This window comes from Agrobacterium sp. Ap1, assembly GCF_017313375.1.
Taxonomy (GTDB): domain Bacteria; phylum Pseudomonadota; class Alphaproteobacteria; order Rhizobiales; family Rhizobiaceae; genus Neorhizobium; species Neorhizobium cellulosilyticum.
On the sequence record NZ_JAFLMY010000019.1, the window covers coordinates 1 to 26523 of the forward strand.

At 58.6% G+C, this 26523-nt stretch carries 25 protein-coding genes; 12 read left to right on the top strand and 13 right to left on the bottom strand.

Annotated features, from left to right (window positions below; translation table 11 throughout):
- Positions 1-135: 135 nt before the first annotated feature.
- Both JZX87_RS24760 and selD read right to left on the bottom strand, forming a co-directional pair.
- Positions 136-528, bottom strand: a complete 393-nt coding sequence (locus JZX87_RS24760) for a hypothetical protein (protein WP_286195034.1) — start codon at positions 526-528, stop codon at positions 136-138.
- A gap of 89 nt (positions 529-617) precedes the next feature.
- Complete coding sequence (selD, locus tag JZX87_RS24765) at positions 618-1667, bottom strand: selenide, water dikinase SelD (protein ID WP_206828596.1); 1050 nt, start codon at positions 1665-1667, stop codon at positions 618-620.
- 243 nt (positions 1668-1910) lie between these two features.
- Here selD and JZX87_RS24770 point away from each other — a divergent pair, with 243 nt between their 5' ends.
- Positions 1911-3008, top strand: a complete 1098-nt coding sequence (locus tag JZX87_RS24770; protein ID WP_206828598.1) for an RHE_PE00001 family protein — start codon at positions 1911-1913, stop codon at positions 3006-3008.
- Between the two features lie 84 nt (positions 3009-3092).
- Here the strand turns inward: JZX87_RS24770 and JZX87_RS24775 are convergent, their stop codons facing one another.
- Genes JZX87_RS24775 through JZX87_RS24790 form a run of 4 tightly spaced genes read right to left on the bottom strand, consistent with a single transcriptional unit; the run spans position 3093 to position 6313 of the window.
- Positions 3093-4106 (bottom strand): ABC transporter substrate-binding protein, encoded by a 1014-nt coding sequence (locus JZX87_RS24775; protein WP_206828600.1) that lies wholly within the window; start codon positions 4104-4106, stop codon positions 3093-3095.
- Positions 4103-4882, bottom strand: coding sequence for an ABC transporter ATP-binding protein (locus tag JZX87_RS24780; protein WP_148145056.1), 780 nt, complete (start codon positions 4880-4882; stop codon positions 4103-4105). Before JZX87_RS24780 ends, JZX87_RS24775 begins: the two co-directional genes overlap by 4 nt.
- A complete protein-coding gene (locus JZX87_RS24785; RefSeq protein ID WP_206828602.1) occupies positions 4879-5685 on the bottom strand; it encodes an ABC transporter permease in 807 nt (268 codons plus the stop codon). Before JZX87_RS24785 ends, JZX87_RS24780 begins: the two co-directional genes overlap by 4 nt.
- Positions 5686-5704: 19 nt before the next feature.
- The gene (locus JZX87_RS24790; RefSeq protein WP_206828604.1) at positions 5705-6313 is read right to left on the bottom strand and encodes a YkoF family thiamine/hydroxymethylpyrimidine-binding protein; all 609 of its coding nucleotides are present in this window, start codon (positions 6311-6313) and stop codon (positions 5705-5707) included.
- A 219-nt stretch (positions 6314-6532) separates the two neighbouring features.
- Between JZX87_RS24790 and JZX87_RS24795 the strand changes: the two genes are divergently transcribed.
- From JZX87_RS24795 to JZX87_RS24830, 8 genes are all read left to right on the top strand, one after another.
- Entirely contained in the window at positions 6533-7195 is a 663-nt protein-coding gene (locus JZX87_RS24795) for a TetR/AcrR family transcriptional regulator (protein ID WP_206828606.1), read from the top strand.
- Between the two features lie 180 nt (positions 7196-7375).
- The gene (locus tag JZX87_RS24800; protein ID WP_286195035.1) at positions 7376-9598 is read left to right on the top strand and encodes a TonB-dependent siderophore receptor; all 2223 of its coding nucleotides are present in this window, start codon (positions 7376-7378) and stop codon (positions 9596-9598) included.
- Positions 9599-9719: 121 nt separating this feature from the next.
- A complete protein-coding gene (locus tag JZX87_RS24805) occupies positions 9720-10799 on the top strand; it encodes an iron-siderophore ABC transporter substrate-binding protein (protein ID WP_206828608.1) in 1080 nt (359 codons plus the stop codon).
- Positions 10796-11782: a FecCD family ABC transporter permease gene (locus tag JZX87_RS24810; protein ID WP_206828610.1), complete on the top strand. Its 987-nt coding sequence runs from the start codon at positions 10796-10798 to the stop codon at positions 11780-11782. The genes JZX87_RS24805 and JZX87_RS24810 overlap by 4 nt, the downstream gene beginning before the upstream one ends.
- The gene (locus JZX87_RS24815; RefSeq protein ID WP_148145051.1) at positions 11779-12786 is read left to right on the top strand and encodes a FecCD family ABC transporter permease; all 1008 of its coding nucleotides are present in this window, start codon (positions 11779-11781) and stop codon (positions 12784-12786) included. Before JZX87_RS24810 ends, JZX87_RS24815 begins: the two co-directional genes overlap by 4 nt.
- Entirely contained in the window at positions 12783-13562 is a 780-nt protein-coding gene (locus JZX87_RS24820; RefSeq protein ID WP_206828612.1) for an ABC transporter ATP-binding protein, read from the top strand. The genes JZX87_RS24815 and JZX87_RS24820 overlap by 4 nt, the downstream gene beginning before the upstream one ends.
- Before the next feature lie 117 nt (positions 13563-13679).
- On the top strand, positions 13680-14090 hold the full coding sequence (locus tag JZX87_RS24825) for a response regulator (protein ID WP_148145049.1): 411 nt from the start codon (positions 13680-13682) through the stop codon (positions 14088-14090).
- Positions 14080-14451: a response regulator gene (locus JZX87_RS24830; RefSeq protein ID WP_148145048.1), complete on the top strand. Its 372-nt coding sequence runs from the start codon at positions 14080-14082 to the stop codon at positions 14449-14451. The genes JZX87_RS24825 and JZX87_RS24830 overlap by 11 nt, the downstream gene beginning before the upstream one ends.
- A 47-nt stretch (positions 14452-14498) precedes the next feature.
- On the opposite strand, the gene JZX87_RS24835 is transcribed toward JZX87_RS24830, so the two are convergent.
- The 7 genes from JZX87_RS24835 to JZX87_RS24865 all read right to left on the bottom strand — a co-directional run bounded on the left by JZX87_RS24835 (position 14499) and on the right by JZX87_RS24865 (position 21586).
- A complete protein-coding gene (locus tag JZX87_RS24835) occupies positions 14499-14963 on the bottom strand; it encodes a CBS domain-containing protein (RefSeq protein ID WP_148145047.1) in 465 nt (154 codons plus the stop codon).
- A 78-nt stretch (positions 14964-15041) separates the two neighbouring features.
- The gene (locus JZX87_RS24840; RefSeq protein ID WP_206828614.1) at positions 15042-15941 is read right to left on the bottom strand and encodes a carbohydrate kinase family protein; all 900 of its coding nucleotides are present in this window, start codon (positions 15939-15941) and stop codon (positions 15042-15044) included.
- Positions 15938-16981: an ABC transporter ATP-binding protein gene (locus JZX87_RS24845; protein WP_183685757.1), complete on the bottom strand. Its 1044-nt coding sequence runs from the start codon at positions 16979-16981 to the stop codon at positions 15938-15940. Before JZX87_RS24845 ends, JZX87_RS24840 begins: the two co-directional genes overlap by 4 nt.
- Complete coding sequence (gene argH, locus JZX87_RS24850) at positions 16981-18495, bottom strand: argininosuccinate lyase (protein WP_148145044.1); 1515 nt, start codon at positions 18493-18495, stop codon at positions 16981-16983. The genes JZX87_RS24845 and argH overlap by 1 nt, the downstream gene beginning before the upstream one ends.
- A 4-nt stretch (positions 18496-18499) precedes the next feature.
- Positions 18500-19342 (bottom strand): carbohydrate ABC transporter permease, encoded by an 843-nt coding sequence (locus JZX87_RS24855; RefSeq protein ID WP_206828616.1) that lies wholly within the window; start codon positions 19340-19342, stop codon positions 18500-18502.
- Complete coding sequence (locus JZX87_RS24860; protein WP_404945648.1) at positions 19339-20232, bottom strand: carbohydrate ABC transporter permease; 894 nt, start codon at positions 20230-20232, stop codon at positions 19339-19341. The genes JZX87_RS24855 and JZX87_RS24860 overlap by 4 nt, the downstream gene beginning before the upstream one ends.
- Before the next feature lie 88 nt (positions 20233-20320).
- A complete protein-coding gene (locus JZX87_RS24865) occupies positions 20321-21586 on the bottom strand; it encodes a sugar ABC transporter substrate-binding protein (RefSeq protein ID WP_206828618.1) in 1266 nt (421 codons plus the stop codon).
- Between the two features lie 246 nt (positions 21587-21832).
- On the opposite strand from JZX87_RS24865, the gene JZX87_RS24870 reads away from it, so the two are divergent.
- The 3 genes from JZX87_RS24870 (at position 21833) to JZX87_RS24880 (ending at position 26414) form a co-directional block, all read left to right on the top strand.
- Positions 21833-23053, top strand: coding sequence for an ROK family transcriptional regulator (locus JZX87_RS24870; protein WP_206828620.1), 1221 nt, complete (start codon positions 21833-21835; stop codon positions 23051-23053).
- A gap of 23 nt (positions 23054-23076) precedes the next feature.
- Positions 23077-25479: a PIG-L family deacetylase gene (locus JZX87_RS24875; RefSeq protein WP_206828622.1), complete on the top strand. Its 2403-nt coding sequence runs from the start codon at positions 23077-23079 to the stop codon at positions 25477-25479.
- 113 nt (positions 25480-25592) lie between these two features.
- Positions 25593-26414, top strand: a complete 822-nt coding sequence (locus tag JZX87_RS24880) for a bifunctional allantoicase/(S)-ureidoglycine aminohydrolase (RefSeq protein WP_148145038.1) — start codon at positions 25593-25595, stop codon at positions 26412-26414.
- Positions 26415-26523: the final 109 nt, after the last annotated feature.

The window sequence follows — 26523 nt, forward strand, 5'->3', positions numbered from 1 at the left end:
GGCTCTAAGCAACCCGACCCTACCGGAAATCACCGATGGCTATGAAATCCAGCTACACCACTCCATGGGACACGATCGCAGTCGGCGAAACAGGAATTGTAGTTTTCAAGCTTTTTTGAGCGGTTCCCTCGGAAATCAGCAACCCTGTCTGGCCTCTGCCGCACCGACTGCGGGCTGCTCGCTGGGTACTGCCATGGCGAGATCAAGACCGCGCGCAGTTGGTGGCTGCCAGGTTCTGGATTCGGGCAGGGCGCCTTGGGGATTGGTTCCCATATGGGCGCCACCTGTGCCGCCGGTCCAGCCGGTCGAACCTATATTTCCGGGCGCGGTGCCATCGGCACTCCGGCGATCCGGCGCGGTTGCCGCTTCGGCCTTATTGGCCGAATTGCAGTCGCCTTTGCCTTCAAGGCTCTGGGCGGAAGGCGGAGAGCCGCTATTTTGCGTTTGGGCTGCCACCGGAACAACTGCCATCATCATGGCAGAGACGGCAAGAGAGGTCAGAAATCTGGCGTGAAAGACGGGCATCATGGGAACTCCTTCCATCGCCCACAACGCATGTGCACAAAGGCGAGTTCCCTTGGATAATCCGGTTGGATGACCGGATCAGACGAAGTCGATCAGCCGTTGACGACGATCCCGGCTGCGCCGTCTTCGACCGTGCCGACAATGGTTGCCAGCGGATAACCCGCATCCCGCGCCTGCTTTACCATCGCATCCGCCTTATCGGCAGCAACGGCAACCAGCAGGCCGCCAGAGGTTTGCGGATCTGCGAGCAACATCCTCTGCCATTCGGGCATATTTTCCGGCAGCGTAATCGCATCGCCATAGCTCGCCCAGTTGCGGACGGACGCCCCGGTAATGAAGCCCTGTTGCGCCAGTTCCTCGGCCTTCGCCAGAAACGGGATGTCGGCAAGGTTCAGCCGCAAGGTCAACCCGGAGGCACGCGCCATTTCCAAACCGTGGCCGAGAATGCCAAAGCCGGTAACGTCGGTGATGGCGTGAACGTCAATATCGGCGGCAAGCGTTGTGCCGACCTTGTTGAGCAGTGTCGTCGAGGCGATCATCTCGTCATACGCCTTTTTCGGCAGAGCATTCTTCTTGATAGCAGAGGAATAGATGCCAATGCCGATGCCCTTGGTGAGGATGAGCTTGTCGCCGGCCTTTGCTCCGCCATTGCGGCGCACTTGACTGGGGTGACAGATGCCGATCACGGCAAGACCATAGATCGGCTCGACGCTGTCGATGGAATGACCGCCCGCAACCGGGATACCGGCTTCAGCGCAGATCGATGCGCCACCTTCGAGGATTTTCGAGATCTTCTCCGGCTCCAGCTTGTTGATCGGCATACCCAGGATCGCAAGCGCCATGATCGGCTTGCCGCCCATGGCATAGACATCGGAAATGGCGTTGGTGGCGGCGATGCGGCCAAAATCGTAGGGGTCGTCCACCATCGGCATGAAGAAGTCTGTGGTGGCGATCACGCATGTATTGTCGTCGATCTGCCAGACAGCGGCGTCGTCTGACATCTCGTTTCCGACCAGAAGTTGTGCAAACGGCTGCGCGGCCGGCTGGCCTGCCAGCAATTTCTGCAGGACGGCGGGCGCAAGCTTGCAGCCGCAACCGCCGCCATGGGCAAGCTCGGTCAGACGAGGAGACGACATATCCATGGTATTCCTCCTTCGGATCGTGCCGTGATCATGGTTCGCGTGGCACGGGTTATGGAGGTGATAACGCCTTGATAACCGCGCGTCTATCACGTTAGGCCGATGTCATAGTTCAATCACTGAGTGGTGAGAGGGCCGGGTGTGGGCGGGGCGAGACAGCCGGCATCCGGTTTCCCGACAGGATTGTTCTTACAGCACGCTTCATTCGCTATGATGATCGTAACGATTCTGGGATCGGTAAATAGCATGCGCTACAATTTCGCAGATCTGCCGTTGCATCGGCTGATGGAGCCGGTCTGCCGGGCGACTGCCGCGATCACGCGTCTTGATGAACGTGTCTTTCGATCGACGGTAGGGCAAGGTTGGATCGAACGTTCGCATTTCGTCGATTCGGTCGCGTCGCTCTGGATCGATGGCGAGCTTGTACATCTGGAAGATCTGGTGTTGCACGATGCGGCGATGGGCATTCGCGCACCGACGCATGAGCTGACGATTGCGTACGATATCCTGCGCACCAGACGGCGCATTATCGAAAACGAGCCCGGTTGGGCTCTGAGCCGGGAAGGGCTCAGCCAATTGCGGGGAAAGGCGGCAGAGCTTCAGCCTGCCATTCCGATCGAGAGCCCGCTCGAAACCAAATCCGCCGAGCTGCGGGATGAAGAGGATCCGCTGGCGCACTATCTGGCGGAGATCGACGCAGTCGTCGCTCGAAGCGAGGCCGCACTGTTGCAGGTCATGAGGCCATCCGAGCCGACTTACCCGAAGGAACGGGCTGCACTTCTTTATGAGCCGGATTGGGACGAGGATGAGCGGCTTGCCGAATGGCAGGATGTGGTCGAAAGAAGTGCGAACCTGCCGCCGGTCCTCAGGGCCGTGCTTTTGCTGGATGCCTGGAACCAGTTGCAGGTGTTGCAGCACGCTCCATGGCTGGGTCGGTTGCTGGCCGCATCGCTTCTGAGGAAGGAGGGTGTCACAACGGCGCATCTGGCGGCTTTCAATCTGGGGCTGAAACAGGTCGGGCGAGAACTGAGGACAAGTCCCAGGCAGGAGGTTCGTATTCTGGCCTTTCTCGAGGCGATCACCGAAGCCAGCCTGACAGGCTTGAAGGAACATGACCGCCTTGTGCTGGCGCAGCAGCAGATGCAGCACCGGATCGCCGGACGACGTCAGTCATCGAAACTGCCGCAACTTGTCGACCTCGTGTTATCCCGACCGATGGTGTCTTCGGGCATGATCGCAAAGTCTCTTTCGGTGACGCCGCAAGGCGCGCTGAAGATCGCTTCGGAATTGCATCTGAGAGAGCTGACGGGACGAGGACGGTTTCGTGCCTGGGGCATCATCTGATGCCATATCCTGTCTGCCGGAAGGCTGGCGGCCAAGGGCGTGGATCAAGGGCGCCGGTCAGCCGGCACCCTCGACACTTCGGTGTCATTTCAGAAAGTCGTTGGCGTAATAGCCCTTAAAATCCGGTTTCGCTTCGAGAGGCTTGCCGCCGGCGGCCTTAAGGATGCCGGCCTGATAGGCGTAAGCGCCGATCGCTTCGAATTTCGAAGGATCGATCGTGCCGATCACGCCCTCGGCGCTTTGCAGATATTTGCCGTCGATCAGCGCCTTGAGCGACGCGCGGATCAAGGCGCGATCGGTCAATGCATCCTTGTTGGCCGAAATCAGCAGGTCGGTCGCCTCGTCCGGATTTTCGATGGCGAACTTATAGCCCTTGCGGGTCGCCTGAAGGAAGGCTGCAGCCTCCTTGGGGTTGCCGTCCAGGAATTTGCGGCTGGAGCCGATCAGGGTCGTGTGCTCGTCCGGCACGCCATAATCGGCATAACGGAACGCGCCCTGCTTCAAGCCTTCGAGTTCAGCCTTTACGCCTTCCCAGGTATAGACTTCCAGCGTGAAATCGACGGCGCCGTTTTCCAGGGCTTGATAGGCGGACGTGCCGAGAGTGATCGTCTCGAATTCCCCGTTGCCGCCGTCATGGCGGATGATCGAGGATATCAGCGCATTTTCCCAGGCGGAGCCGAAACCGCCATAGGTCTTGCCATCGAGATCCTTCGGGCGGGTGATGTCGGAACGGCCTCCCTTGAGCACCAGGCGGCCCGTTTCGGTCTGCACGATGGCATAGGTGCCGACGAGATCGGCACCCGCCGTGCGTTGGGTAAGAAGGGCGATCGAGCCGAGAATGCCGAAGTCGGCCACGTGATTGGCAACCAGCGTTCCGGCCGAGGTGTCCGTGTAGGGGAGGATTTCGACGTTGATACCCTCGTCCTTGTAGAAGCCTTTATCGCGGGCGATGAAAAGGCCGATGTGATTGGTGTTCGGGGTCCAGTCGAGGGCGACCGTAACCTTTGACGCGGCCTGGGACCGGGCAGGCAGCGCCGGCAGGGCGAGGGTGGCGAGTGCCGCGAGCGTGGCGCGGCGGCTCAGCAGTAATTGGTTCATGGCAAGTGTCCTTCCTGATCATTGATCTGGGGAGAGAGAAGAAAATCGAGTATCGACGTTTCGATGGTTGCAGCCTCGGCACGGGCCGTGGAGTGGCTGAAGCGTGCACGCGGCAGGGGAACCGCGATCGTCTGCTCAACGCGTGCAGGGCGCGGCGACAGCAGGTGGATCCTGTCGGAAAGCATCACGGCCTCCCGTACATCATGGGTAATCAGGATGATCGTCCAGCGATGTCTGAGCCACATAGCCTCGAGCCAGATCTGCATCTGGTTGCGGGTGAGCGCATCCAGCGCCCCGAACGGCTCATCGAGCAGCAGGACCGGCTTTTCCTGAACGACGGTGCGCAGCAGTGCCGCGCGCTGGCGCATGCCGCCGGAGAGCGCTTGCGGGTAATGCTGCTCGAAGCCGCCGAGGCCGAATTCCTCAAACAATGGCGCGACACGCTTTCGCGCCTCTTTTCGCGGCATTCCCTGAACTTCGAGGCCAAGCATCGTGTTGTCGATGATCCGCCGCCAGGGCATGAGTGCATCGCGTTGTGGCATGAAGGCGAATGGTCGATCTGTCGGCAGAAGCGGCTTGCCGGCAAAGCGGATCTCGCCGCTGTCGGCATTCGCCGCGCCGGTGAGAAGCTTGAATATGGTCGATTTTCCCGCCCCCGAAGGCCCGAGGATCGAGACGAATTCGCCGGGCATGACATCCAGCGAGATATCGTGCAGCACATCGATATCACCGTAGCTCAGCGAAACCTTGTCGAGGCAAAGCAGCGGTTCGGTCATGGGCGTCGCCCCGCTCCACTGTCGATCCACGGTGCGGCCAGCCGCTGCACGGCCCAGGTGGCGCTGAACAGAAGCAGTGTCAGCAGCGAACTGACCAGCACGGCGGCGAGCACGAGGTCCGGCCGGAAATTGTTCTTCGCATTGAGCATGTAGATGCCGAGGCCTTTCGCCGCTCCCGCATATTCAGCGAAGATGGCCGCGACGACGGCATAGGTAATCGAGATGCGCAATCCGGCGAAGAAATAGGGGAGCGCTGAGGGCAGGCGGGCAAGCAGGAAGCGCTTCCAGCGGGATGCGCCCATCGAGACAAGCAGGTCTTCGACTTCGTTTTCGGTGGCGGCATACCCTTCGGCCAAGGCGACCAGCATCGGAAAGAAGGTGACGAGCGCCACGAGCAGGATTTTCGGCAAAAGGCCGAAACCGAACCAGAGTACGACCAGCGGTGCGATTGCCACCAGCGGCAAAGTCTGGCTGGCGATGAAGATCGGAAAAAGCGCCCGCCGCATTAGGGTGGAGAAATCGATCGCCATCGATAGCAGGAACGCGAGAACCAGCGATAGCGAGAAGCCCAGCAGGGTGGCACGCAGCGTTGGCACGGTATTGGCCCAGAGGGCGTCGCGATTGAGCCATGCCTGAAGAAGCACCTGGGATGGTGCGGGCAGCGTCGTCTCAGAAATGCCTGAGGAGCGGCAATAGATCTCCCATGCGAACAGCAGACAGCTCGCGGCAATGAGAGCCGGCAAGGCCCGGAAGGCGTGATTGCGGAGCATAGGTCCGCGCATGGGCGAAGTGCTCGACGACATCGGCTTGTCCGTAAGGGCGTTAGATGGCGCTCGGGCTGTTGGCTGAAACGGTCAGATCAATCGTCACATGGCCCTGCGGTGGCCCGAAACGAACGAAGGCCTCTCCCACGGTTGCAAAAACCGGAGCGGCATCGCCACGCAGTTTCGTGCAGAAGTTTTTCGACTTGTCGAACACGCCTGACGACTTGATGAAATCGATGCAGCCATAGATCTCGTCCATGTGCTGGCCGATGCCGAGTGTGTAGAGAGAAAATTGCGCGGCAGTCGGCTGTCCGGCAAGCGGGATGGAGGAGACGGCAGTCAATGCCTGCGCCTTGCGCTCATCCAGCGGGGCGAGCGGCCCGGTCATCTCGGGAACATGGCAGATCGGATCGTCCGGCTCGCCGGGGCAGCCGCGCGACAGCGTCGCGTGCATGACGCAATGCTTGCCGGATTTTGCGGCGGCAACGAAGAGATCGCGCATCGCGGCCATGACAATATCGGGCGTACCGACAAGAAGCGTCGAAATATCGTCGGTTTCGATCCTCAACTGATCCCGATAGGGATCAAGCGCGGACAAGGCACCGAGGATGACGTCGACGAAATCGTCGGACATCGGGTAAAGGGAAATCTGCGCGCCGGAAAACATCTTATACCTCGCTCCGCTGGCATTATCCAGATCAGCTTAAGGGTCCACGGTCATGACGACCGAATCTCAACCCCGGCAATACGGAGCACCCCTGTTCGGCCCCTGATAGATCAGATGATGCAGGACTTGCAAGAGGGCAGTGTTGAATGACCGTTTCAAGCGGAGTACGAGACGGGTATGAATTCGCTCCGGCCGGTGGAGCTCCGGAGTTACGTTTCCATGTCTGCCAGACCGCAACAGCGCCGAAAAAACGATCCCGAACGAACGAAGGCGGACATTCTCGATGCTGCGACCGAAGAGTTCGCGACACATGGTTTGGCCGGTGGCCGCATCGATGCGATCGCCGAGAAGACGCGCACGTCCAAGCGGATGATCTATTATTACTTCGGCGGCAAGGAAGATCTCTACCTCGCTGTGTTGGAACGTTCCTACAGACAGATCAGAACGCTGGAGGCGGATCTTCAGCTTGATGATCTTTCAGCCGAAGATGCATTGCGCGTGCTCATTTCCGAAACGTTTGACTATGACGAAGCGCATCCCGATTTCATCCGCCTCGTCAGCAGCGAGAACATCAATTGCGCCGCTCATATGCGCAGGTCGGAAACGCTTCTCGATCTGAACATATCAATCATCGAGATGTTGGAAAAAATCATCGACAGGGGCGGGCGAGATGGTGTTTTCCTGCGCCGCACGGATGCAATCGATGTTCACATGCTGATCAGCGCCTTCTGTTTCTTCCGTGTCTCCAATCGCTACACGTTCGGCGCGATTTTCAGGCGCGATCTTTCCGAGGAGGGGTTGATGGCGCGCCACAAGCAGATGATTTCGGATGCGGTCGTCAGCTATCTGAAAACGCCGGACGTGTCTTCCGGCGAAGGCTGATCGATCAGCCTGTGGCATATCGGCCGCAGATATTGTTGATACGCTGCCGGTGTAAGTCTTCGCGCATTGACTCACTTTCTGGTGACCGATAATTCCTGATTTTATCAATCATATTTTTTGGCTTTGCGTTTGATGCCGCGAAGCCTCTGATTTTGCTCGCGTATGCTGAAGGAGCACTTTATGTCTGGCTCTACCGTTTTCAATGCTTTCGCAAAAAAGACCGGCAATCGCGGTCGTTTTCTCGTGCTTTTGTCCAGCTGCGCCATTGTTCTGCCGCTGCAAGCTCTTGCTCAGAATGCCGAAGAGACCGATGCCGGCACGATGTTGAAGCCGATTATCCTGCAGGGCGATGGTTCGCCGGTCGGGCCCGATTCGACGATCGTTGCAAAAAGCTCGCGCACGAGTTCGAAGACCGACACGCCGATCCTCGATTCAGCGGCAGCCGTTTCCGTGGTGACACAGAAGGAGATGGATGAGCGCGGCGTGAAGACGTTTGATGAGGCGCTGTCTTATACTCCGGGTGTTTCCACCGATATCTACGGTTCGGACAATCGTTATGACCACTATCTGATCCGTGGTTTCTACTCCACCGGGCAGAGCACGTTCAAGGACGGTCTACAGGTGCGTAGCGACAACTTCACCGGCAGTCGGATGGAGCCCTATGGCTTGCAACGTCTTGAGGTTTTAAAGGGCGCTAATTCCACGCTGTTTGGCATGTCGCAGCCGGGTGGTGTCGTCAACGCGATCAGCAAGCGTCCACAGGACTACAAGTTCGGCGAGGTCTACACGACATTCGGTGAAGACCATATCGAAACGGGAACCGATTTCGGTGGTCCGATCGACCCGGATGGGATTTGGTCCTACCGTCTGACCGCCAAATGGCAGGATGCCAAGCAAGGTATCGAATACAGCAACGATGACCGCGTCTATATCGCGCCAGCGCTTACCTTCAGCCCGTCTGCGGATACCGACTTCACTTTGCTGATGAGCTACAACAAGAGAAATGGCAGCACGTCGCATGGGACGCCTTATGGGTTGCGCGGCCAGATCGATTCGGAAACCTATCTGGGTGAACCCGACTTCGACAACATGGATACTATCGAGCGGAATATCGGCTACGAATTCCGGCACGATTTCGGAAATGGTTTCGAGTTTCGGCAGAACGCGCGCTATACCGACCTCGACCTGACTTACGAAGGTGTTTTTGCACCTTATGCGACGGGTATCAACGACGCTACAAGCATCGGCGCAAGCAGAAGTTCGCTTGCCATCTATGGTCATTCCAGGCGTTTCGATGTCGACAATCAGCTTCAATATGAAGCAAGTGCTGGTCGCTTCGACAGCAAGACGTTGCTTGGCGTCAGTTATCAGAAAACCAAGTTGGAAGAGCGTCGTTACGATGGAACTCTGAGTGGTATAGATCCATATGATCCCACTTATAGCGGTCGCGATGATGTGATCTCCGGCTTTTATCGGGATTTCGATGATAATGGCTCCCAAGCTGCCAAGAGCATCTATCTGCAGGAAGAGCTAACGCTCGATGATCGCTGGATTGCAACGCTTGGTGCTCGATATGATCATGTGAAAACCAGAGCCCAGAGCCTCTATACATATTACGGCTTTGCGCCTTCTCTGTCGGACGACACATCAGTCGACGAGCAGTTTACCAAACGCGCGGGCTTGACCTACAAGGCCACCAACGAACTGTCTCTCTATGCCAGTTATCAGGAGTCTTTCCTGCCTATCAGCGCAAGCCGATCGTCTATCGTCGGAGAGCCCAAGGCACAGGAAGGTACCCAGTACGAAATCGGAGCAAAGTACCAGCCAGAAGGCATGGATGCGATGTTCACGGTAGCTCTCTTCGACCTGACGCAGACGAACGTACCGCAATATGACGCTTCCTATGCGCAGTATCAGGTTGGAAAAATCAACGTTCGCGGTGTCGAACTTGAAGGCAAGATGGCGCTGACTGATCGTCTCAACCTTACGGCAGGATATTCGTACTGGGATGCGGAGATCGAGGACGACATTCTTTCAGAAAACATCGGAACACGTCCTGCGCTCGTTCCAAAGCACATGGCGTCGCTTTGGGCCGACTATACGATCCCCGGAAATGGTATTTTGGGTGACCTGACCTTTGGTCTTGGTGCACGATTTATCGGGCAGACATATGCCGATAACGCGACCCTGAGTCGCCCCGGAAAGTCGAACCAGATCTCGCTGCCGTCGCGCACCGTATTCGACGCGGCCGTCAAATATAGCGTGACGGAGAGCACGACTCTCGCGGTGAACGCCACAAACCTGTTCGACAGGGAATATATCAGCCAGGTCGATAACTATAGCTACAGCGCATATTACGGCGACCGCCGCAAGGTTCTGGCAACGTTGAAATATACCTGGTAAATCCGCTCAAGTTCAGGCATTCCTCGGCGCAGTCGAGGGATGCCTTTATTTTTGCGATGCGATTTTGGTGTTGCTGCCAAGGGAAACGATCACGTCGCGGCAGATGATGATAGGAAGAGCGATGCGAAAGGTCGGTTCTGGCGAAGGCGAGCGGTATGCCGGCAACGACATGAAACGCCGTGAATTCTTGAGGCGCATGGCCGCAGGCGTATCTGGAGCGGTTGCTGTGGGCGCCGGTGTGACGCCGTTCGTCCTTTCTGCCCGTACGGCCTATGCCGCAGGCGAGGAACTGCGTTTCGAACATGTTTATGGCGAGACCGTTCTGGCGAAGCCGGCGGAACGGGTGGTATCCTTGGGATACAACGTCCACGATGCGCTTCTGGCGCTTGATGTCGTGCCTGTCGGCATCCGGCAGTGGTTCGGCAATCAGCCTTACGGTGTATGGCCATGGGCGCAATCCCATCTCGGTGATGCCAAGCCCCAGCTGATTTCCGGCGAAGTCTCGATGGAAGTGGTGGCTAGCCTGCAGCCCGATCTGATTGTTGCTGTCGGGGCCGGCATATCTAAGGACGAATATGATGTCCTGTCGCAGATCGCGCCCGTGCTGATGCAGCCGAAGGGCAGGCCAGCTTATGGTACGACCTGGGATGAACTGACCCGGATGGTTGGCAAGGCCGTAGGTAAAACGGACCTTGCCGAACAACGCATTGCGGAGGTTGACGCGAAATTTCAGACGGTGCGTGCCGCGCATCCTGAATGGAGTGGAATGACCGCGGTATGCGCCTATAATTTTGGTGGAGAGACCGGAGCCTTCATCGGTTCCGATACCCGCGCGACGTTCCTGGCCGAGCTCGGTTTCAAGCCGACACAGAAGATCCAGTCGCTTTCCGAAACGCAGGGTTTCTATGCGCGCCTGTCGCCTGAGGATTTGTCGCCGCTTGATGCGGACCTGCTGATCTGGGTGTCTACCACGGACACGGTGCCCGATATTCAAGCACTGCCGCTGCGCAAGAGCCTTCGTGCTCATATTGAGGGGCGCGAGGTCTTTGCCGGTGAAGTGATGGCCGCGGCGTTGAGCTTCGGCAGCATCCTCTCTTTGCCCTATGCTCTCGATGGCTTGCAGGATGATATAGTTCTGGCGCTCGATGGCGACGCGAAAACGCCGGTTGCCTCAAGTACTGCGGCGGGGCTGGCGCCTTGAAGGCTGTTGTCGGGCTTGCGCTCCTGTTGTTCATTGCGATGGCATTGACGCTGGTCGTGGGAGTTCGTGATGCCGGGATTTCCGATCTCTGGAATGCGTTTTTTGCTTTCGACGCCAACGATCCCACGCATGCCGTGATCCGCTCCGTTCGTGTGCCTCGCCTTGTTGCCGGTCTTATCGCCGGTGCAGGTCTCGGAATGGCGGGCACGGTGATGCAGGCCGTAACACGCAATCCGCTGGCTGATCCCGGCCTGCTCGGTGTCAATGCCGGTGCCGCATTCGCGGTCGTTGTCGGGGCGCTGCTGACCGGTTATGCCGACAGCGGCATGATGGCAGCTCTCGCCTTTCCGGGAGCCGCGATTGCCTCTGTCGCCGTATTCCTTGTCGGTGGCGCTCGAAGCGGCGCAGGCAGTCCCGTGCGCTTGACGCTGGCGGGCGTCGCGATCAACGCGCTGCTGCTTTCTCTCGTGTCGGCGATCATTCTTTCCCGCAACGAGACACTCGAGATTTTTCGCTTCTGGGTTACCGGTTCGCTCGCGCAGGCGAATACCCGTCCGCTCGAAGCGATGTTCGTCGCGCTTGTTCTGGGTGCTGCCATAGCCGTGATCATCGCACCACGCATCGAAGCGCTTGCCCTCGGTTCCTCTCTGGCGCGCGGTCTTGGAACCAAGCCGGGCGCCGTGCAGCTTTGCGCGCTTTTGGCAATCATGCTGATGACTGGAGCTGCGGTGGCCGTGGCCGGGCCAATTGGCTTTGTCGGCCTGGTCGTGCCTCCATTGGCCAGGCGTATCGGGCGACACGTGCTGCGTCACGAGCTTGGCGTGTCTGCGGTTCTTGGAGGATCGATGATGATGCTCGCGGATACAGCCGGTCGGCTCGTGGTTGCGCCTGCAGAAATTCGCGTGGGGATTATGACCGCACTCGTCGGGGCACCTGTGTTCATCTTTGTCGTACGCCGCCTTAGACCCGGAGCACTGACATGAGTGACGAAGGTTCCGCGAGAAAGGTCGTGGGAGGATGGTTGCTGCTCGGCGGCCTTCTGGCTGTTGCCATTCTTCTGTCGCTGATGGTCGGACAGATCATGATAACACCGGCCGAGCTTCTGCGCGGGTTGATGACCGGAACCGGACCGGGTTCGCTGACGCTGAGAGTATTGCGCGGTCCCTCCACCTTGACAGCCGTTGGAGCCGGGGCGGTGCTGGGCGTGTCGGGAGCGATTTTCCAGATCCTGCTGCGCAATCCACTGGCAGCCCCGGATGTGATGGGCTTCATGTCCGGGGCAGGCTGTGCCGTGGTTGCGGGTGTTGCCTTCGGACTGCTCATTCCCTTGCCCATCCTTGCTGCAATGGGAGGGCTTGTCGCGGCTCTGCTGGTTGCTGGACTGGCGTTTCACCGAAGTGGCAGGCAGTCGCCGCTGACATTGATCCTGGTCGGTATCGGCATCGGTTTCTTCGCGTCGGCGGTGAGCAGTTTCTTGGTGCTTCGGATGCCGCCTCAGGAGGCCGCTGATGCGCAGCGCTGGCTCGCCGGTTCTCTGACGGCACGCAATTGGGGTCATGTCCTGCAGGTATTCGGGCTGGGGGCGCTGCTCTTTGTGGTGCTCGCATTGCAGGTTCGGGCCATGGCGCTTCTTGAGCTTGGCGATGAACTCGCCGCAGGTCTTGGTGCGCATGTCGAGCGAGCCCGATACGGGCTCATCTGCACTGGCGTTCTGCTTGCTGCTGTTGGTGTCGCAGTTGCGGGGCCTGTGCCATTCGTCGCGATGATGGCCGGACCGCTCGGCATGCGGATTGCCGGTGTCAGACATCCGGCTTCGCGCCTCACGGCGGCAGCCATCGCGGGGGCAACGATCACAGTTCTTGCGGAGGTCATCTCACGTTCGGCAATTCCCGGACTGCAATTGCCCGTCGGCGTCATGACCGGAATAATGGGGGCGCCATATCTGCTGTGGCTCCTCTGGAAAGAAGTGGAGGCAGGAGAACTATGACCGGAAACGGGCTGACCACCACATCCCTCACCCTTGGTTATCGCGAGCGGGTGGTTATCCGTGAGCTTTCGATTGCGGTGCCTGATCAGCGGGTGACGTCCATCCTCGGACCCAACGGTTGCGGCAAGTCGACCTTTCTCAAGGCCCTCGCGCGGCTTATTGCTCCGGCTTCCGGTCATGTGCGTCTTTCAGGACACGATATCGGCAAGATCGATACACGTACACTGGCGCGCCGTCTGTCCATCCTGCCGCAATCGCCCAAGGCGCCGGAAGGTATTACCGTCTCGGATCTTGTCAGACGCGGCCGCACACCCTGGCGCGGGCTGCTTGCGCCATGGAGCGAGGAGGACGCCGCGATCTGCGCGCAGGCACTGGAACAGGTCGGGCTGAGCGATCTGGCCGAGCGGCCTATCGACGAATTGTCCGGCGGCCAGCGCCAACGGGCATGGATCGCGCTCGTGCTGGCACAGAACACGCCTTATCTCCTGCTCGACGAGCCAACGACCTGGCTTGACCTTACGCATCAGCTGGAAGTCCTTTCCCTGTTGCAAAAACGTAATCGCGATTATGGAACGACCGTTGTCACCGTTCTCCATGATCTTAATCTGGCCGTGCGGTTTTCCGACCATCTTGTTCTTTTCGGTGGGAATGGATTGGTGGCGGAAGGCACTCCGGAAGTTGTCATCACGCCGGACAATCTGCAAGCTGCTTTCGGGCTGAAAGCTTTGGTCATGCCGGATCCGTTAACCGGGCGGCCGATGATCGTGCCCTACTGATCCACGTCCCGGCTCACTGCAGGGGCAACGTCATTCCCGCGATAGTCGCGGTCGCGAAGTTTAGGAACCAAAGATGGTTTCGGGAATTCTGATACCTGAACGTGAGGGCTAGGCGGAATGTTACCTGCTTTTTTTTCCGGGCCAGTGGGGGCGGTGAAAGATGTTACACGCGTTCTCATTGCCGAAGATGAATTTCTCCTTCGCCTTGATGCCGCCGACAGCATGCGGCGGCTGGGCTGGGAAGTCGTGGAAGTATCTTCCGCTGACGAGGCTATGGAACTGCTGCGCTACAGAGTGACCTTTGATCTTCTTGTGACCGACATCGATATGCCGGGACAGGCAGACGGGCTGGATTTGGCGCGTTATGTGCGATCAGCACACTCTGAAATGAAAATAGTGATCATGTCGGAAGATCGTGGCGATCGGCCGATAGACCCGCATTTGTTTGAACTCATGGTGGTAAAGCCACTTTGGAATGTGGGTGATACTCTGATTAAGCTGATGGAGGCAGACCGAAATGCAGGCTGACGAAGTCGAGACGATCCTGGTTGCGAGCAGCGATGCCCTGCAGCGCTCGATTATCGCGAAATATCTGCGTGAATGCGGCTATAGCGTCATCGAGGCGACTGGTTTTGACGATGCGAAAATCGCGATCGGACATTACGAGGTCGATGTCGTTGTTTCCGATACCCAGATGCAGGATGGGACCGGCTTCGATCTTTCTACCTATATCCGTTCAAGACACCTAAATATCGAGATCATTCTGACGCAATCTCTGATTAAAACTGCGCAGGTCGCCGGCGATCTCTGCGAACAGGGACCGCTGGATCAACCTTATCATCCGCAGCGTCTGGTCGATGAGATCAAGCGGCTGAGTGCGTTTCGCTGAGCGGTTCGGCAGACCGTCCGCCAAAATGACTGCTGAATATCGCTGGCTTACACAGCATCAAGACCTGCAATCGCTCTGACCACGTCTGCGCGGCTTACAATGCCGACGAGGCGTTGGTCACGAAGGACCGGTAGGCGTTTGATATCATGCTGCGACATTATTTCGGCGAGCTCGCTGAGTTCGGTCTCTTCTTCGGTCGTCCTCACCGGGTGTGTCATCAAAAGGGCTGCACGATGCTGGTCGACACCGATCAGCGTTTCGAACTGGGGCTCAAGATCATTGCCTTGGGCAAGGGCCGAAATCCACCAGTCCCGGCGCTGGGCGATAGTCTTGCCAAAGGGGCGCAGAAGATCACGTTCGCTGATGATGCCGACAACCCGTCCAGCTTCGTCGCAGACCGGGACAGAGCTGACGGAGTGCTTCACGAGAAGCCCCGCGATCTCCTTCAACGTAGCGTCCGGCGGGACCGTGACCACGTTCCGCGTCATGATATCCTTGACTCGAACACCCATTTTTTCCTCCTGTAGCGTACCTCTTCAACAGTAACTTTGTAGCATGCGCCTGAGATGGCTACGATGCGCACTTCGTCGCTACGGCTCGCCGAGCGACATGTCGAAGCCGCCTGCCGATTGCACTGCAAGGCTCCCCGATTGGATGCCGGCTGTCAGGCAGGAGAGCAGAGGTTTGCCGTCCAGCCATGCATGAATAAACCCGGCGTTGAATGCATCGCCGGCGCCGGTTGTGTCCACCACAGGTACCGCTTCGGCCTCCGCATGAAGTATCACGCCGTCCGATATGCTCCATGCCCCTTGCGCGCCACCCTTCAGGGCGACGTGTGGAAAAGTGGCGGAGAGCATGAGCATTGCTTTTTCCGGAGAGGCCGAGCCCGTGATGGCTTCCGCCTCTTCTATGTTGGGCAGAAAAAGATCGACACCGGTGCAGGCCTGAAGCAGGCTCTTGTCATAGATCAGCGCAGCGTCCCAGCTCGGATCGAGCGAGACGCTGAGGCCTCTGTCTTTTGCCAAACGGACAAGTGCAGGGATTTCATGCAGCGTTGCGTATTCGGCGATGTGCAGGTGCTTCGCTTCAGGCCAGTTCAGGGCTTCATCCAGTGTTGAAGGCATGGCTGTACCCGCCCGACGGGTTAGAAACGCCCGTTCCTCGTCAATGACAGCTGCCACCGTCACCTGTGGACCCGCGTCAGCGGAATGTTCGACAAAACGCAGATCCACACCACTTGCCTGGATTTGTCTGCCTGCATCGGAAGAAAGCGCGTCGGTTCCAAGCCTCGCCACGAGCGCGGCCTTACGTCCGGCATTAGCGAGATGGGCGGCCGAAATGAAGGCGCCACCACCGGCTGCTATCCTCATGTCGTCGGCAAAGAGCTCGCGCCCGAGCACTGGAAGCTCCTCGAGACCGGTGAAGATGAGGTCGCAATAGATCCGCCCGATGCTCAACACCGCGGACCGCTTGTCTGTATCGGTCATCATGAGCGGCTCAGGAGTTTCTCTGTCTTGGCGTCGAAGAGGTAAAGGCTACCGCGTGCGGCCGTGCAGGTGAGGGTGCTGCCCACCGCCGGCATGAACTTGTCCTTTGCCGTTGCGATGACTGCCGTGCCATCGATGTCCAGATGAACCAGCGTCTCGGGACCGAGCGGCTCGACTGCGGTAACCGTTCCCGTCAAATTAAGGTCCGTCTTCTCGTCCGATGCTGTCGCGCGGGCGATAAGGTCATGCGGGCGAACGCCGATAAGGATGTCGCGTTCCGTTGCTGCTGAGGCCATTGCGGAACCCTTGCTGCTCGGCAGCAGGTTCATCGACGGACTGCCGATGAAGCGGGCGGTAAACACGTCGACCGGGCTCTCGTAAAGCTCTGTGGGCGTGCCGACCTGCAGGATATGTCCGTCTCTCATCACCACGATCCGGTCGGCCATTGTCATTGCCTCGACCTGGTCGTGGGTCACGTAGACAGTGGTTGTTTTCAGCCGCTGATGCAGACGCTTTATCTCGATGCGCATCTGCGAGCGGAGCTGCGCATCGAGGTTGGAAAGCGGCTCATCGAAGAGAAAAGCCGATGGATTGCGCACCATGGCGCGGCCGATCGCGACGCGCTGTCGCTGGCCGCCTGAGAGTGCCGCAGGGCGGCGATCGAGCAGGGCCTCCAGCCCCAGAATGCGCCCAGCCTCCTCGATCCGCCGGTTCTTCTCGGCCTTGTCGAGCTTGGATGTGTAAAGGCCGAAGCCGATATTCTGGCGCACCGTCATATGCGGATAGATCGCGTAATTCTGGAAGACCATGGCGATGTTGCGCTGCTTCGGCTCGCGCTCGTTGACCACTTCGTCGCCGATCTTCAGCGTGCCGTGGGAGATTTCCTCAAGCCCGGCAATCATTCTGAGCGTCGTCGACTTGCCGCAGCCGGACGGTCCGACGAAGACGACAAATTCGCCATCGGCGATGACAAGGTCTATGCCCTTGACTGCTTCGACCTTGCCGTAGCGCTTGATCAGTTTTGTCAGTTCAATCGTCGACATCAGCGGTCTCCCATCAGAGCGGCGAATTTCTCTTCAAGTTCGGCGGCAGCGGCGGCCTCGTCACGCTCGATCTGTTTCGCCTCCGTCTCGAAGGACAACAGGCGCTCGCGATAGGCGGCAAGCGCTGCCTGCATCGGCTCGGGCGCCGGGCCGCCGAAGCGGTTGCGAACGGCGACGAAATGCTCTGGCGAGACGATTTCTTCGAATTTACCGGGGGAGAGGGATGGCTTACGGCCAGTCGAATGTTCGAAGGCTGCCGTGAACGGAGCGTAGCCATCCTCCACCAGACTGCCCTTCGCCGCGACGACGCTTTTGGCCGTGGCTGCGGCGATTTCATGTGCCTCACGGAAGGACAGGCCTTCGATGCGAACCAGAGAGTCGGCAAGTTCGGTGATGGTAATACAGGATCGGCGGATGTTCTGGTCCACCCGCTCCGGGTCGATGCTGATCTGGGCGATCAGTGCGGCTAGAAGGTCGAGCACGCGGGCGGCGGAGGCGAAGGCTTCGTAGCCCATGCCCTGGGTCTCGCCCTCGCTGTCGTTCATGTCGGTGAATGGCGTGTTATGCATCACGTCGAGCACGGTTCGGGCGCGACCGAAGGTCTGGCTAGCCAGGTGCCGCAGATGCTCGATCGGGACCGGATTGCGCTTTTGCGGCATGATCGAGGAAATCTGCACCAGTGCGTTCGGCACGTAGATCTGGCCGACCTCGAAGCTCGTCCAGAACTGGAAGTCCTGAATGAGACGGCCGAGATGCAGGAACATCAGCTCGATCGCCGAATAGGTCGATGTCGTGTAGTCCACCGCCGCGATGCAGGAATAGGAATTGCGCAAGGGTGCGGAAAAGCCGAGCAGTTGCGCTACCCGCGCCCGGTCGATCGGAAAGCCCGAGGTGGTGATTGCTGCAGCACCCATAGGCGACAGATCGACAATGCGACGTGCGTCTGCAAATCGCTCGATATCGCGGATCAGCACCTCGATTGCGGCGGAAAGATAGTGTCCGAACGTCGTCGGCTGCGCCGGCTGACCGTGGGTATAGGCAACAATAAGTGTCGATTTCTGCCGGTCCGCCGCATCGATCATCGCGGCCAGAAGTGTCCTTGCCTTCGACATCAGCACATCGATCTTCTCTTTCAGGCCGATCTTGAAGAGCGTGTGGTCGATATCGTTGCGCGAGCGGGCAGTATGCAGGCGACCGGCGATATCGACGCCGATGCGCGCTTTAAGCTCCTTCTCGATCAGGAAGAAGAAGTCTTCGACTTCGCCGGTATAGACCAGCTTCGCCGGGTCGACCTCTTTGTCTATTGCAATAAGGGCTTCAGCGATCTTCGCTGTGATTGCCCGATCAAGGATGCCGGTTTCGGCAAGCATCACCAGATGGGCGCGATCGATGCGACGAAAGCCGTCGACATGATGGTTCTTGGCGCCATCGAAGAGGGGGCGCAGTACCGTTTCCTTGTAGACCGGATCGGGAAACTTGCTGGTGTCGGAAAGGCGCGGGTCTTTGTCCGCCATAACTTTATCCTTTCAGGCCGGCGAGCATCACACCGCGGACGATGTAGCGCTGCAGGACGAGGAAGACGATGAGGGTGGGAAGGGTGGCGATCGCAGCACCCGTCATGATCATTTCCCACTGGATTGACTGTTCGACGGCGAAGCTCGAGAGGCCGACCGGCAGAGTATAGAGTTCCTTGCTGGTGGTGACGATCAACGGCCAGAAGAAGGCGGTCCAGTTGCCGAGGAAGGTGAAGATGGCAAGCGCCGAGAGTGCCGGCGTCACCAGAGGCATCGCCACTTTCCACCAGATCTGGAATTCATTGAGGCCGTCGACGCGCGCAGCCTCGATGAAATCATTGGGAACGGTCTCGAAGAACTGCTTCATCAGGAACGTGCCGAACGCGGTCATCATGCCGGGAAACATGATGCCCCAATAGCTGTCCAGCCAGCCTAGCTGGCTGGACATCAGGTACCACGGAATGACCAGCATCTCGGTCGGGATCATCAACGTCGAGAGAATGGCGATGAAGACGAAATAACGGCCACGAAACTCGAATTTTGCAAGCGTGTAGCCGACAAGACTGTCGAAGAAGCAGTTGGAAATGGTGACGGTGACGGCCACAAACATGGAATTGAGAAACCAGCGCATGAACCGGCCATCGGCCAGCACCGAAATATAGTTCGCAAGCGTCGGCGCAGCTGGAATCAGCCGGAGGTCATAGACCTGATCGGCGGTCTTCAACGAGGTGGAGAACATGAACAGCAATGGCGAGATCATGATCAGCCCGCCGATGAAGAGCAGCGTCCAGGTGATGATCCGCCCCGGTCGGATATTGGCGTGGGAAAGTGCTGGCGTATCGGTCATTTCTTTTCCCTCAGAATCCAGAGCTGCAGTAGCGACACGATCAGCAGGATGGTGAAGAGCACGACCGTTTGTGCAGCCGCATAACCCATGGCGTAGGAACCGAAGGCAGTCTGGTAGATCATCAGCACCAGCGGTTTGGTCGAGCCGAGCGGACCGCCGGGATCGTTCGTGGTCATGTTGTAGACCTGATCGAAAATCCGCAGGAACGCGATCGAGGAAAAGACCACGAGGAAAACGGTGGTGGGTTTCAGAAGCGGCAGGGTGATCTTACGCAGGATCGCCCATTCACCGAGGCCATCGATCCGGGCTGCTTCGTAGAAGGTTGTCGGAATGGCGCGCAGTCCGGCCATGAAGATGATGACTTGGAAACCGAGCCCGGCCCAGATCGCCGTGACCATGATGGAGAACAGCGCCTGGTCGGTCGATCGGATGAAGGGCTGTTGCGGAATGCCGATCAGAGCCAAGAGGTCGTTGATCACGCCGATCGGTGGAGGCTGGTAGAACCAGCGCCATACCCAGGCCATGGCCGCGGCGGTGGTCAGGTAAGGCAGAAAATACAGAGCCCGGATGAAATTGTGCATGAACCGCACCCGGTCGAGGAAGAACGCGACTGTGAACGCAATCAGCAGGCTGAGTGGCGTGCCGATGATGAGATAGGTGAAGGTGTTGCGAAACACCTTCCAGAATTGCGGATCCTTGAACAGTTTGACGTAATTGGCAAAGCCAACAAATTTTGCCGGCCGCACCAGATCCCAATTGGTCATCGACAGGTAGAAGGCCTGAAATGTCGGATAAAAGCGGATGACGGCGTAAAACAGGACAGGGATTGCCAGAAATCCCCATACCCAGAGCAGCCTTTTAGTGCGCATCGAGAGGGGGTCTGCCGGCATGGCCGCCGCAGTCCCGCCGGGGCGGCCGCTCGCCGCCCCCTGCAGATTGTCCGTATCCATCATCAACTCCGCTTTCTCTGATCGGCGCTTATGGCATTGCCGCGTCGATCATTTCCTGCTCGGCTTCTGCCGCCTGCTTGAGAGAAGCCTCGGGCGATTGCCCTTCGAGGAGAACGCGGTTGACCATGTCGATGGCGTTCTGGCGTTGGCCTAGCTCATCCTTGAACATCGTCGTATGAGCGTAATCCAGCCCCTTCAGGAACGGTCCGTAGATCGGGTCCTTGAGGTTGGCGTCCGTCAAGGCCGCCGAGCGCAGGGCCGGCAGTTCGCCGACAACCTTTAGCCAGATGGCCATCGCTTCCGGCGAGGTGAGATAGGTGAGGAATTTCTTCGAGGCTTCCAGCTCTTCCCCGCTCGTCTTGGCGCCGATGCCATTGGCGAAATAGCTGGCATAGTTGGAACGCAAACCGTCCTTGTTGGCCGGCAGTTCGGTCACGCCCCACTCGAAATCCTTGATCGTCGAGAAGGCGCCAAGACGGAAGGTGCCGTCGATCGTCATACCGGCCTTGCCGGCTCGGAACGCGGCCTGCCCCTCGTCCATAAAGCCAGCCGCGCCGATCTTCTTTTCCGTCTGCAAGCTGGTGTAGAATTTCAGCGCCTGAACACCTGCATCGCTGTTGTAGGCGACCTTTGTATCGTTGTCGGTATAAGGTTCTCCACCGAACTGACGGACCAGCACTTCGCGCCACCACTGGTGATCCTGGCCGGTCATGTCCAGCGTTGAACCGGCAACGGTGACATTGCCTGTTGCATCGTGCTTGGCGATCTTCTCGGCCGCGGCAACGAATTCATCCAGTGTCTGCGGCGGCTTGTTAGGGTCAAGACCGGCTTCGGTAAACAGCTTCTTGTTATAGAAGACTGCGAGCGAGCGCACGGCGGTCGGCAGGCCGTAATAGTTGTCGTCGCGCTTCATCGCGCTGACGATCGGGAAGAAATCCTTCTCGATCTTGTCATGCGGGAACGTATCTGCCGGCAGGGGCTGAAGAATGCCGCCGGCCACGAACTTGTCGAGCCAGCCATAGAAAAGCTGCATCACATCCGGGCCATTGCTGGCCATGTTGGCGGCAATAACGCGCGTCTGGTAGTCGGCATAGGGGAAGGTAACCTGCTTGACCGTTATGTCAGGGTTCTTGGTCTGGAAGTCGGCTATGAGCTGATCCATCGCCTTTACGCGTGTCTCGAAAACATACTGCCAGTATTCGATTTCCACTGCCTGTGCCGCGTTGAACGCGAAAGTGCTGAATCCGGCAACGAGCCCGGCCAGCAGAACTGACTTGCGCATGTGAGCCTCCATTTACCCCACCGGTTCTTCCGGTTTTCGGGGTTTGATTGTTCCCTGCATTCGGCCGCGTTACGGCCGATGCGTTGTCATCTGTGCGGACGGATCCAACAGGTCATCCTGTATCGCGGAGACTGCCCCGGCTGCCGTAAAGGTTCCCTGAGCGGCTGGGTTTGTCAATAAGATAATTTACTTGAGTTATTGTATTTGCGGTGGCGTCGGCGGAGATCCTGTGGTTTGAAAGCGGAAGAGGTTGCAGAAATGACGATTCACACAATCGGCGCTCATCCAGTGGCCATCGGGAAAAATCCCGAGCGAAGCCGCGATCACAATCGCCGGGTGGTGCTCGATATTGTGCGTCGTCACGGCTCGCTTGGTCGAGCTCACATCGCCAAACTTACGCAACTGACGCCGCAGGCTGTCGCTAACATAGTCGATGAGCTGATGGGCGAGGGCCTTCTGATGGAGACCGGCCGGCTGCGTTCCGGCCGAGGTCAGCCGCCGATCCAGTTTGCGGTCAATCCGGATGGTGGTGTCACGATCGGTGTGGAGATCGCGGCAGACCATATGGTGACGGTCGCACTCGATTTTGCCGGCCGGCTCCGCGGACAGCGAATTGCGCCACTCAAGGACACGACGCCCGGCTCCATCATATCTGCCTTCTCGCGAGAGTTCTCTGGGTTGGCAGGATCGCTTGGTAGCAAATTACTTGGTGTCGGTGCGGTCATGCCTGGTCCCTTCGAGATCGACGGCATGACTTCCGTCGGGCCGACCACGCTTTCAGGTTGGGCAGGTGTCGATGCCGCTGAGGCGCTTAGCCAAGCTTGCGGCCATGCCGTTGTGGTGGAGAATGATGCGACGGCTGCAGCAGTCGGCGAACGGCTGTTCGGATCCGGTCTCTCGATTTCCAATTTCTGCATGATCTATTTCGGTGTCGGCCTCGGTCTTGGCATCATCCAGGACGGTGCGCCTTATCGCGGCGCCTTTGGCAATGCCGGAGAAATCGGTCACGTGACCGTTGTGCCGAAAGGGCGGCTGTGCCCGTCCTGCGGCCAGTGTGGTTGTCTTGAAGCCTATGCCTCGGTCTATGTGCTCAAGCAGCAGCTGGCCGCGGTCGGGATCGCCGATAGCGAATTCTCCGACCTTGAGCGACTGCACGCGGAAGGCCATCCGACCCTCATGGCATGGATAGAGGACGCAGCCACCTATTTCGGTCCGATGGTTGCCATGCTGGAAAACATTCTCGACCCGCAGACCGTCATTCTCGGGGGCGCTTTGCCGGATGCGATCATCGACGAGATCGTGGTTCGCATGGGGTCGCTTCCGACATCCGTAGCCAGCCGCAGGCAGCGCGAACTGCCGCGCGTCATGCGCGGAAAAACCGGGCAATTGACAGCGGCCCTCGGCGCCGCAGCCATTCCCCTGTTCGACATCGTCACACCGAAACTCGAAATTTCACCCGGAAACACGATTTTAGCCTGAACGTATAATGAGGTGATAGCCCAATGCTGAGCGCGCGCGAACGTATCGAAAAACAGATGGCCGCTCCCGCTCTGGTCCGGCTCCACCGCAAGCTTTCCCGGTTGAAATCGACTGTCACGGTGATGAATACCGGCGCCCATCCTGACGACGAGCAGAACGGCCTGCTCGCCTTTTTGCGACTCGAACACGGCATGCGGGTGATCGTTGCCTGCTCGACGCGTGGCGAGGGAGGGCAGAATGCACTCGGATCGGAGCGACGTGGTGCTCTCGGCGTCCTGCGCTCGCGCGAGATGGAGGAGGCGGCGCGGATCATTGATGCAGATGTCGCCTGGCTTGGGCATGGTCCGGACGATACGATCCACGACTTCGGGTTTTCCAAGGACGGGGATGCGACCTTCGCCCGTTGGGGTGAGGCGCGTATCGTCGAGCGCCTGGTGCGAGCTTATCGCAAAGAGCGGCCGGATATCGTCATCCCGACCTTTCTCGACGTACCGGGACAGCACGGCCACCATAGGGCTATGACCCGCGCAGCCGAGGCCGCCATTGTGCTTGCTGCGGATGCGACCGCGTTTCCCGAACATCTCGCTGAAGGCCTAAAACCCTGGAGGGTCGCCAAATACTATCTGCCAGCATGGTCCGGCGGGGGCGGGACATATGACGATGTGCTGCCGCCACCTGATGCGACCATTACTGTGGAGGCTTGCAGTCGCGATAAGGCTACCGGTGCGGAATATGGCCGGATCGGCGAGTGGTCACGTTATTTTCACGCGTCGCAGGGCATGGGCGATTGGCCGATGCAGGCAAAATCAGTCTGGCCACTACACCTCAAGCTGACTTCGATTGCCGCTAACGAAGAGCGGTTCATTTCCGATGGACTGCCAAATTCCTTTGAGCAGCTTGCGGCGTTTCCTGACCTGCCGGACGAGGTCGCGGCGGCGCTCATTTCCGCGGACACTGCAATAGCCGCAGCCATCGAGGCTTTCCCACATCGTGAAACCATCGTTTCCATGTTGACACATGCGGCCGGGCACCTCGAGAACGTCGTCGCGAATGCTTCCGAAGAGTTTCTGGCATTGCACGGCCATCGCATCGAACGCAAACGCATCGAGATAGACGCCGCGATCCTGGAGGCGGCCTCCATATTCGAATTTGTGTCTGTCGGTCACCCTTCCATTGCTCCGGGTGGAAGCACGGTGCTGACCGCGGAACTGGGGGAAGGAGCTCGCAGATACAATGTCGATATCTCGCTTGTCCTGCCATCCGGCGTGAGCGCGGAACACACATCATACGGCTCATCGCGAACTTTTCTGCTGACCGCATCCGCCAATGCCAGGCTTTCCGATCAATTTCTGCCTGATTGGTCATGCCTTGGAGGCAACGGTCATGCTTATGTTCGGGCTTCTGCAGAGATAGAGGGGCGTAGCGTTACCGGGGTGTTTGATCTGGAGGAGCCGTTTATCGTTTCTGCCGCGCACGCGATAAAGCTTCGCCCCGATGCCCTGCTTGTACCGCTCGACACGCGATGCCGGGGATGGCAGGTCAAGGCTGATTTGACAGGGGAAGCGGCAACGCTTTCGTTCGATTCACCTGCCGGCTGGGCTATGGTGGCTTCTGGCGAAGATTGGACCCTGACGGCCCCGGAGAGAATTGCACCTGGCTTTACCGGTGTCGGGGTTAGCGTTGGCGGTCATCCGGCATTCGAGGTCGAGACCATGTCTTATCCGCATATCAGCCGGGCAGAATTCCGCCGACCAGCGGCGCTCAATATACTGGCGCTGGATTTGCAACTGCCGGAAGGAGCCCGCATTGCCTATGTCGGTGGTGGTGCCGACAAGGTTGGTCTCTGGCTAGCCCGCATGGGGCTTGATGTAGTCGACCTCGATGCCGTCGGTCTTGCGAGAGATCTTTCGCAATTCACCACAATCGTCGTCGGCATATTCGCCTTCGGCCTTCGCAAGGATCTGGCAGCGATAACGCAGCGGCTGCATCAGTTCGTGGAAAACGGTGGGCACCTGGTTACGCTGTACCATCGTCCCTCTGACGGCTGGCATCCTGATGAGACACCGGTTCTTCGTCTGCAGATCGGATCTCCTTCCGTCCGTTGGCGGGTTACCGACCCCCGCGCCGAAGTTACGGTGCTTTCGCCTGACCATTTGCTGCTCTCCGGCCCGAACCTCATCCACCCTGAAGATTGGGAGGGATGGAACAAGGAGCGCGGCCTATATTTTGCGTCGAGCTGGGACGAGTGCTACGAGCCGCTTCTCTCCATGCATGATGTCAATGAACAACCACTGAAAGGCGCACTGCTTTCCGCCGAGATTGGCAAGGGCAGGCACACGCATGTCAGTCTCACCTTGCATCACCAGATGGATCGCCTCGTTCCGGGCGCGTTCCGGCTCATGGCCAATCTTGTTCAGCCCGCTTGAGATGCTGTTTCGGACCTGGCAACCTCTTAGCAAGCGCGAAGGGGAGGTGGTTTGCCGATTGATGAATCGGGGAGGTGCGCTTAAACCGTAGTCAGCATAATCAGGAAACAGACATGACTGACAGCAAGTATTTCAGTGCGGTGGGCGGACTGCCGCCTCAGACGCAACTTCTCTCCAGCAAGGCCGTTTTCACCACTGCCTACGCGGTCATTCCGAAGACGGTGATGAGCGACATCGTCACCAGCGTTCTGCCGCATTGGGAAAAGACGCGGGCGTGGATCATCAGTCGTCCGCTGTCCGGTTTTGCCGAGACATTCTCGCAATATATCGTCGAGGTTTTGCCCGGTGGTGGCAGCCTGCGCCCTGAGCCGGATATCCGGGCCTCCGCAGCTATATTCGTGGTAACCGGCGATCTGACGATCGACTTCGAGGGCGTCTCGCATCGTCTGCGCGAGGGATCATTCGCCTATCTTCCTGCCGGTTCGAAATGGACCTTGCACGGTGAAGGCGACAAGCCCTGCCGTTTTCACTGGGTGCGCAAGGCATTCAAGGTGGTGGAAGGGCTGGAGGCGCCTCCGGCTATCTTCACGCATGAGGACGAATGCGTCATGGATCCGATGCCGGATACCGAGGGCCGCTGGGCGACGACGCGTTTCATCGATCCGTCGGATGTTCGGTACGACATGCACCTGAACATCGTTACATTCGAGCCTGGCGCCGTCATTCCGTTCATGGAAACCCATATCATGGAACACGGTCTCTATGTCCTCGAAGGCAAGGCGGTCTATCGCCTCAACCAGGATTGGGTAGAGGTCGAGGCCGGGGACTATATGTGGCTGAGATCCTTCTGCCCGCAGGCATGTTACGCCGGTGGTCCCGGCCGTTTCCGTTACCTCCTCTACAAGGACGTGAACCGCCACGCCGATCTTTGGTAGGAGGCAAGTCCCACTGCCCGCATGAATTTAAGGCGTCAATGATAAACTTGTTGACGCCATACTTCCCACTTGTAGTATGTATTTGGCTGTCATGTATGACAACGCCGAT

Coding starts and splice junctions, on each gene's coding strand:
- JZX87_RS24760 (WP_286195034.1), bottom strand. CDS start 528: ATGATGCCCGTCTTTCACGCCAGATTTCTGACCTCTCTTGCCGTCTCT.
- selD (WP_206828596.1), bottom strand. CDS start 1,667: ATGGATATGTCGTCTCCTCGTCTGACCGAGCTTGCCCATGGCGGCGGT.
- JZX87_RS24770 (WP_206828598.1), top strand. CDS start 1,911: ATGCGCTACAATTTCGCAGATCTGCCGTTGCATCGGCTGATGGAGCCG.
- JZX87_RS24775 (WP_206828600.1), bottom strand. CDS start 4,106: ATGAACCAATTACTGCTGAGCCGCCGCGCCACGCTCGCGGCACTCGCC.
- JZX87_RS24780 (WP_148145056.1), bottom strand. CDS start 4,882: ATGACCGAACCGCTGCTTTGCCTCGACAAGGTTTCGCTGAGCTACGGT.
- JZX87_RS24785 (WP_206828602.1), bottom strand. CDS start 5,685: ATGTCGTCGAGCACTTCGCCCATGCGCGGACCTATGCTCCGCAATCAC.
- JZX87_RS24790 (WP_206828604.1), bottom strand. CDS start 6,313: ATGTTTTCCGGCGCGCAGATTTCCCTTTACCCGATGTCCGACGATTTC.
- JZX87_RS24795 (WP_206828606.1), top strand. CDS start 6,533: ATGTCTGCCAGACCGCAACAGCGCCGAAAAAACGATCCCGAACGAACG.
- JZX87_RS24800 (WP_286195035.1), top strand. CDS start 7,376: ATGTCTGGCTCTACCGTTTTCAATGCTTTCGCAAAAAAGACCGGCAAT.
- JZX87_RS24805 (WP_206828608.1), top strand. CDS start 9,720: ATGCGAAAGGTCGGTTCTGGCGAAGGCGAGCGGTATGCCGGCAACGAC.
- JZX87_RS24815 (WP_148145051.1), top strand. CDS start 11,779: ATGAGTGACGAAGGTTCCGCGAGAAAGGTCGTGGGAGGATGGTTGCTG.
- JZX87_RS24820 (WP_206828612.1), top strand. CDS start 12,783: ATGACCGGAAACGGGCTGACCACCACATCCCTCACCCTTGGTTATCGC.
- JZX87_RS24825 (WP_148145049.1), top strand. CDS start 13,680: ATGTTACCTGCTTTTTTTTCCGGGCCAGTGGGGGCGGTGAAAGATGTT.
- JZX87_RS24830 (WP_148145048.1), top strand. CDS start 14,080: ATGCAGGCTGACGAAGTCGAGACGATCCTGGTTGCGAGCAGCGATGCC.
- JZX87_RS24835 (WP_148145047.1), bottom strand. CDS start 14,963: ATGGGTGTTCGAGTCAAGGATATCATGACGCGGAACGTGGTCACGGTC.
- JZX87_RS24840 (WP_206828614.1), bottom strand. CDS start 15,941: ATGATGACCGATACAGACAAGCGGTCCGCGGTGTTGAGCATCGGGCGG.
- JZX87_RS24845 (WP_183685757.1), bottom strand. CDS start 16,981: ATGTCGACGATTGAACTGACAAAACTGATCAAGCGCTACGGCAAGGTC.
- argH (WP_148145044.1), bottom strand. CDS start 18,495: ATGGCGGACAAAGACCCGCGCCTTTCCGACACCAGCAAGTTTCCCGAT.
- JZX87_RS24855 (WP_206828616.1), bottom strand. CDS start 19,342: ATGACCGATACGCCAGCACTTTCCCACGCCAATATCCGACCGGGGCGG.
- JZX87_RS24860 (WP_404945648.1), bottom strand. CDS start 20,232: ATGCCGGCAGACCCCCTCTCGATGCGCACTAAAAGGCTGCTCTGGGTA.
- JZX87_RS24865 (WP_206828618.1), bottom strand. CDS start 21,586: ATGGAGGCTCACATGCGCAAGTCAGTTCTGCTGGCCGGGCTCGTTGCC.
- JZX87_RS24870 (WP_206828620.1), top strand. CDS start 21,833: ATGACGATTCACACAATCGGCGCTCATCCAGTGGCCATCGGGAAAAAT.
- JZX87_RS24875 (WP_206828622.1), top strand. CDS start 23,077: ATGCTGAGCGCGCGCGAACGTATCGAAAAACAGATGGCCGCTCCCGCT.
- JZX87_RS24880 (WP_148145038.1), top strand. CDS start 25,593: ATGACTGACAGCAAGTATTTCAGTGCGGTGGGCGGACTGCCGCCTCAG.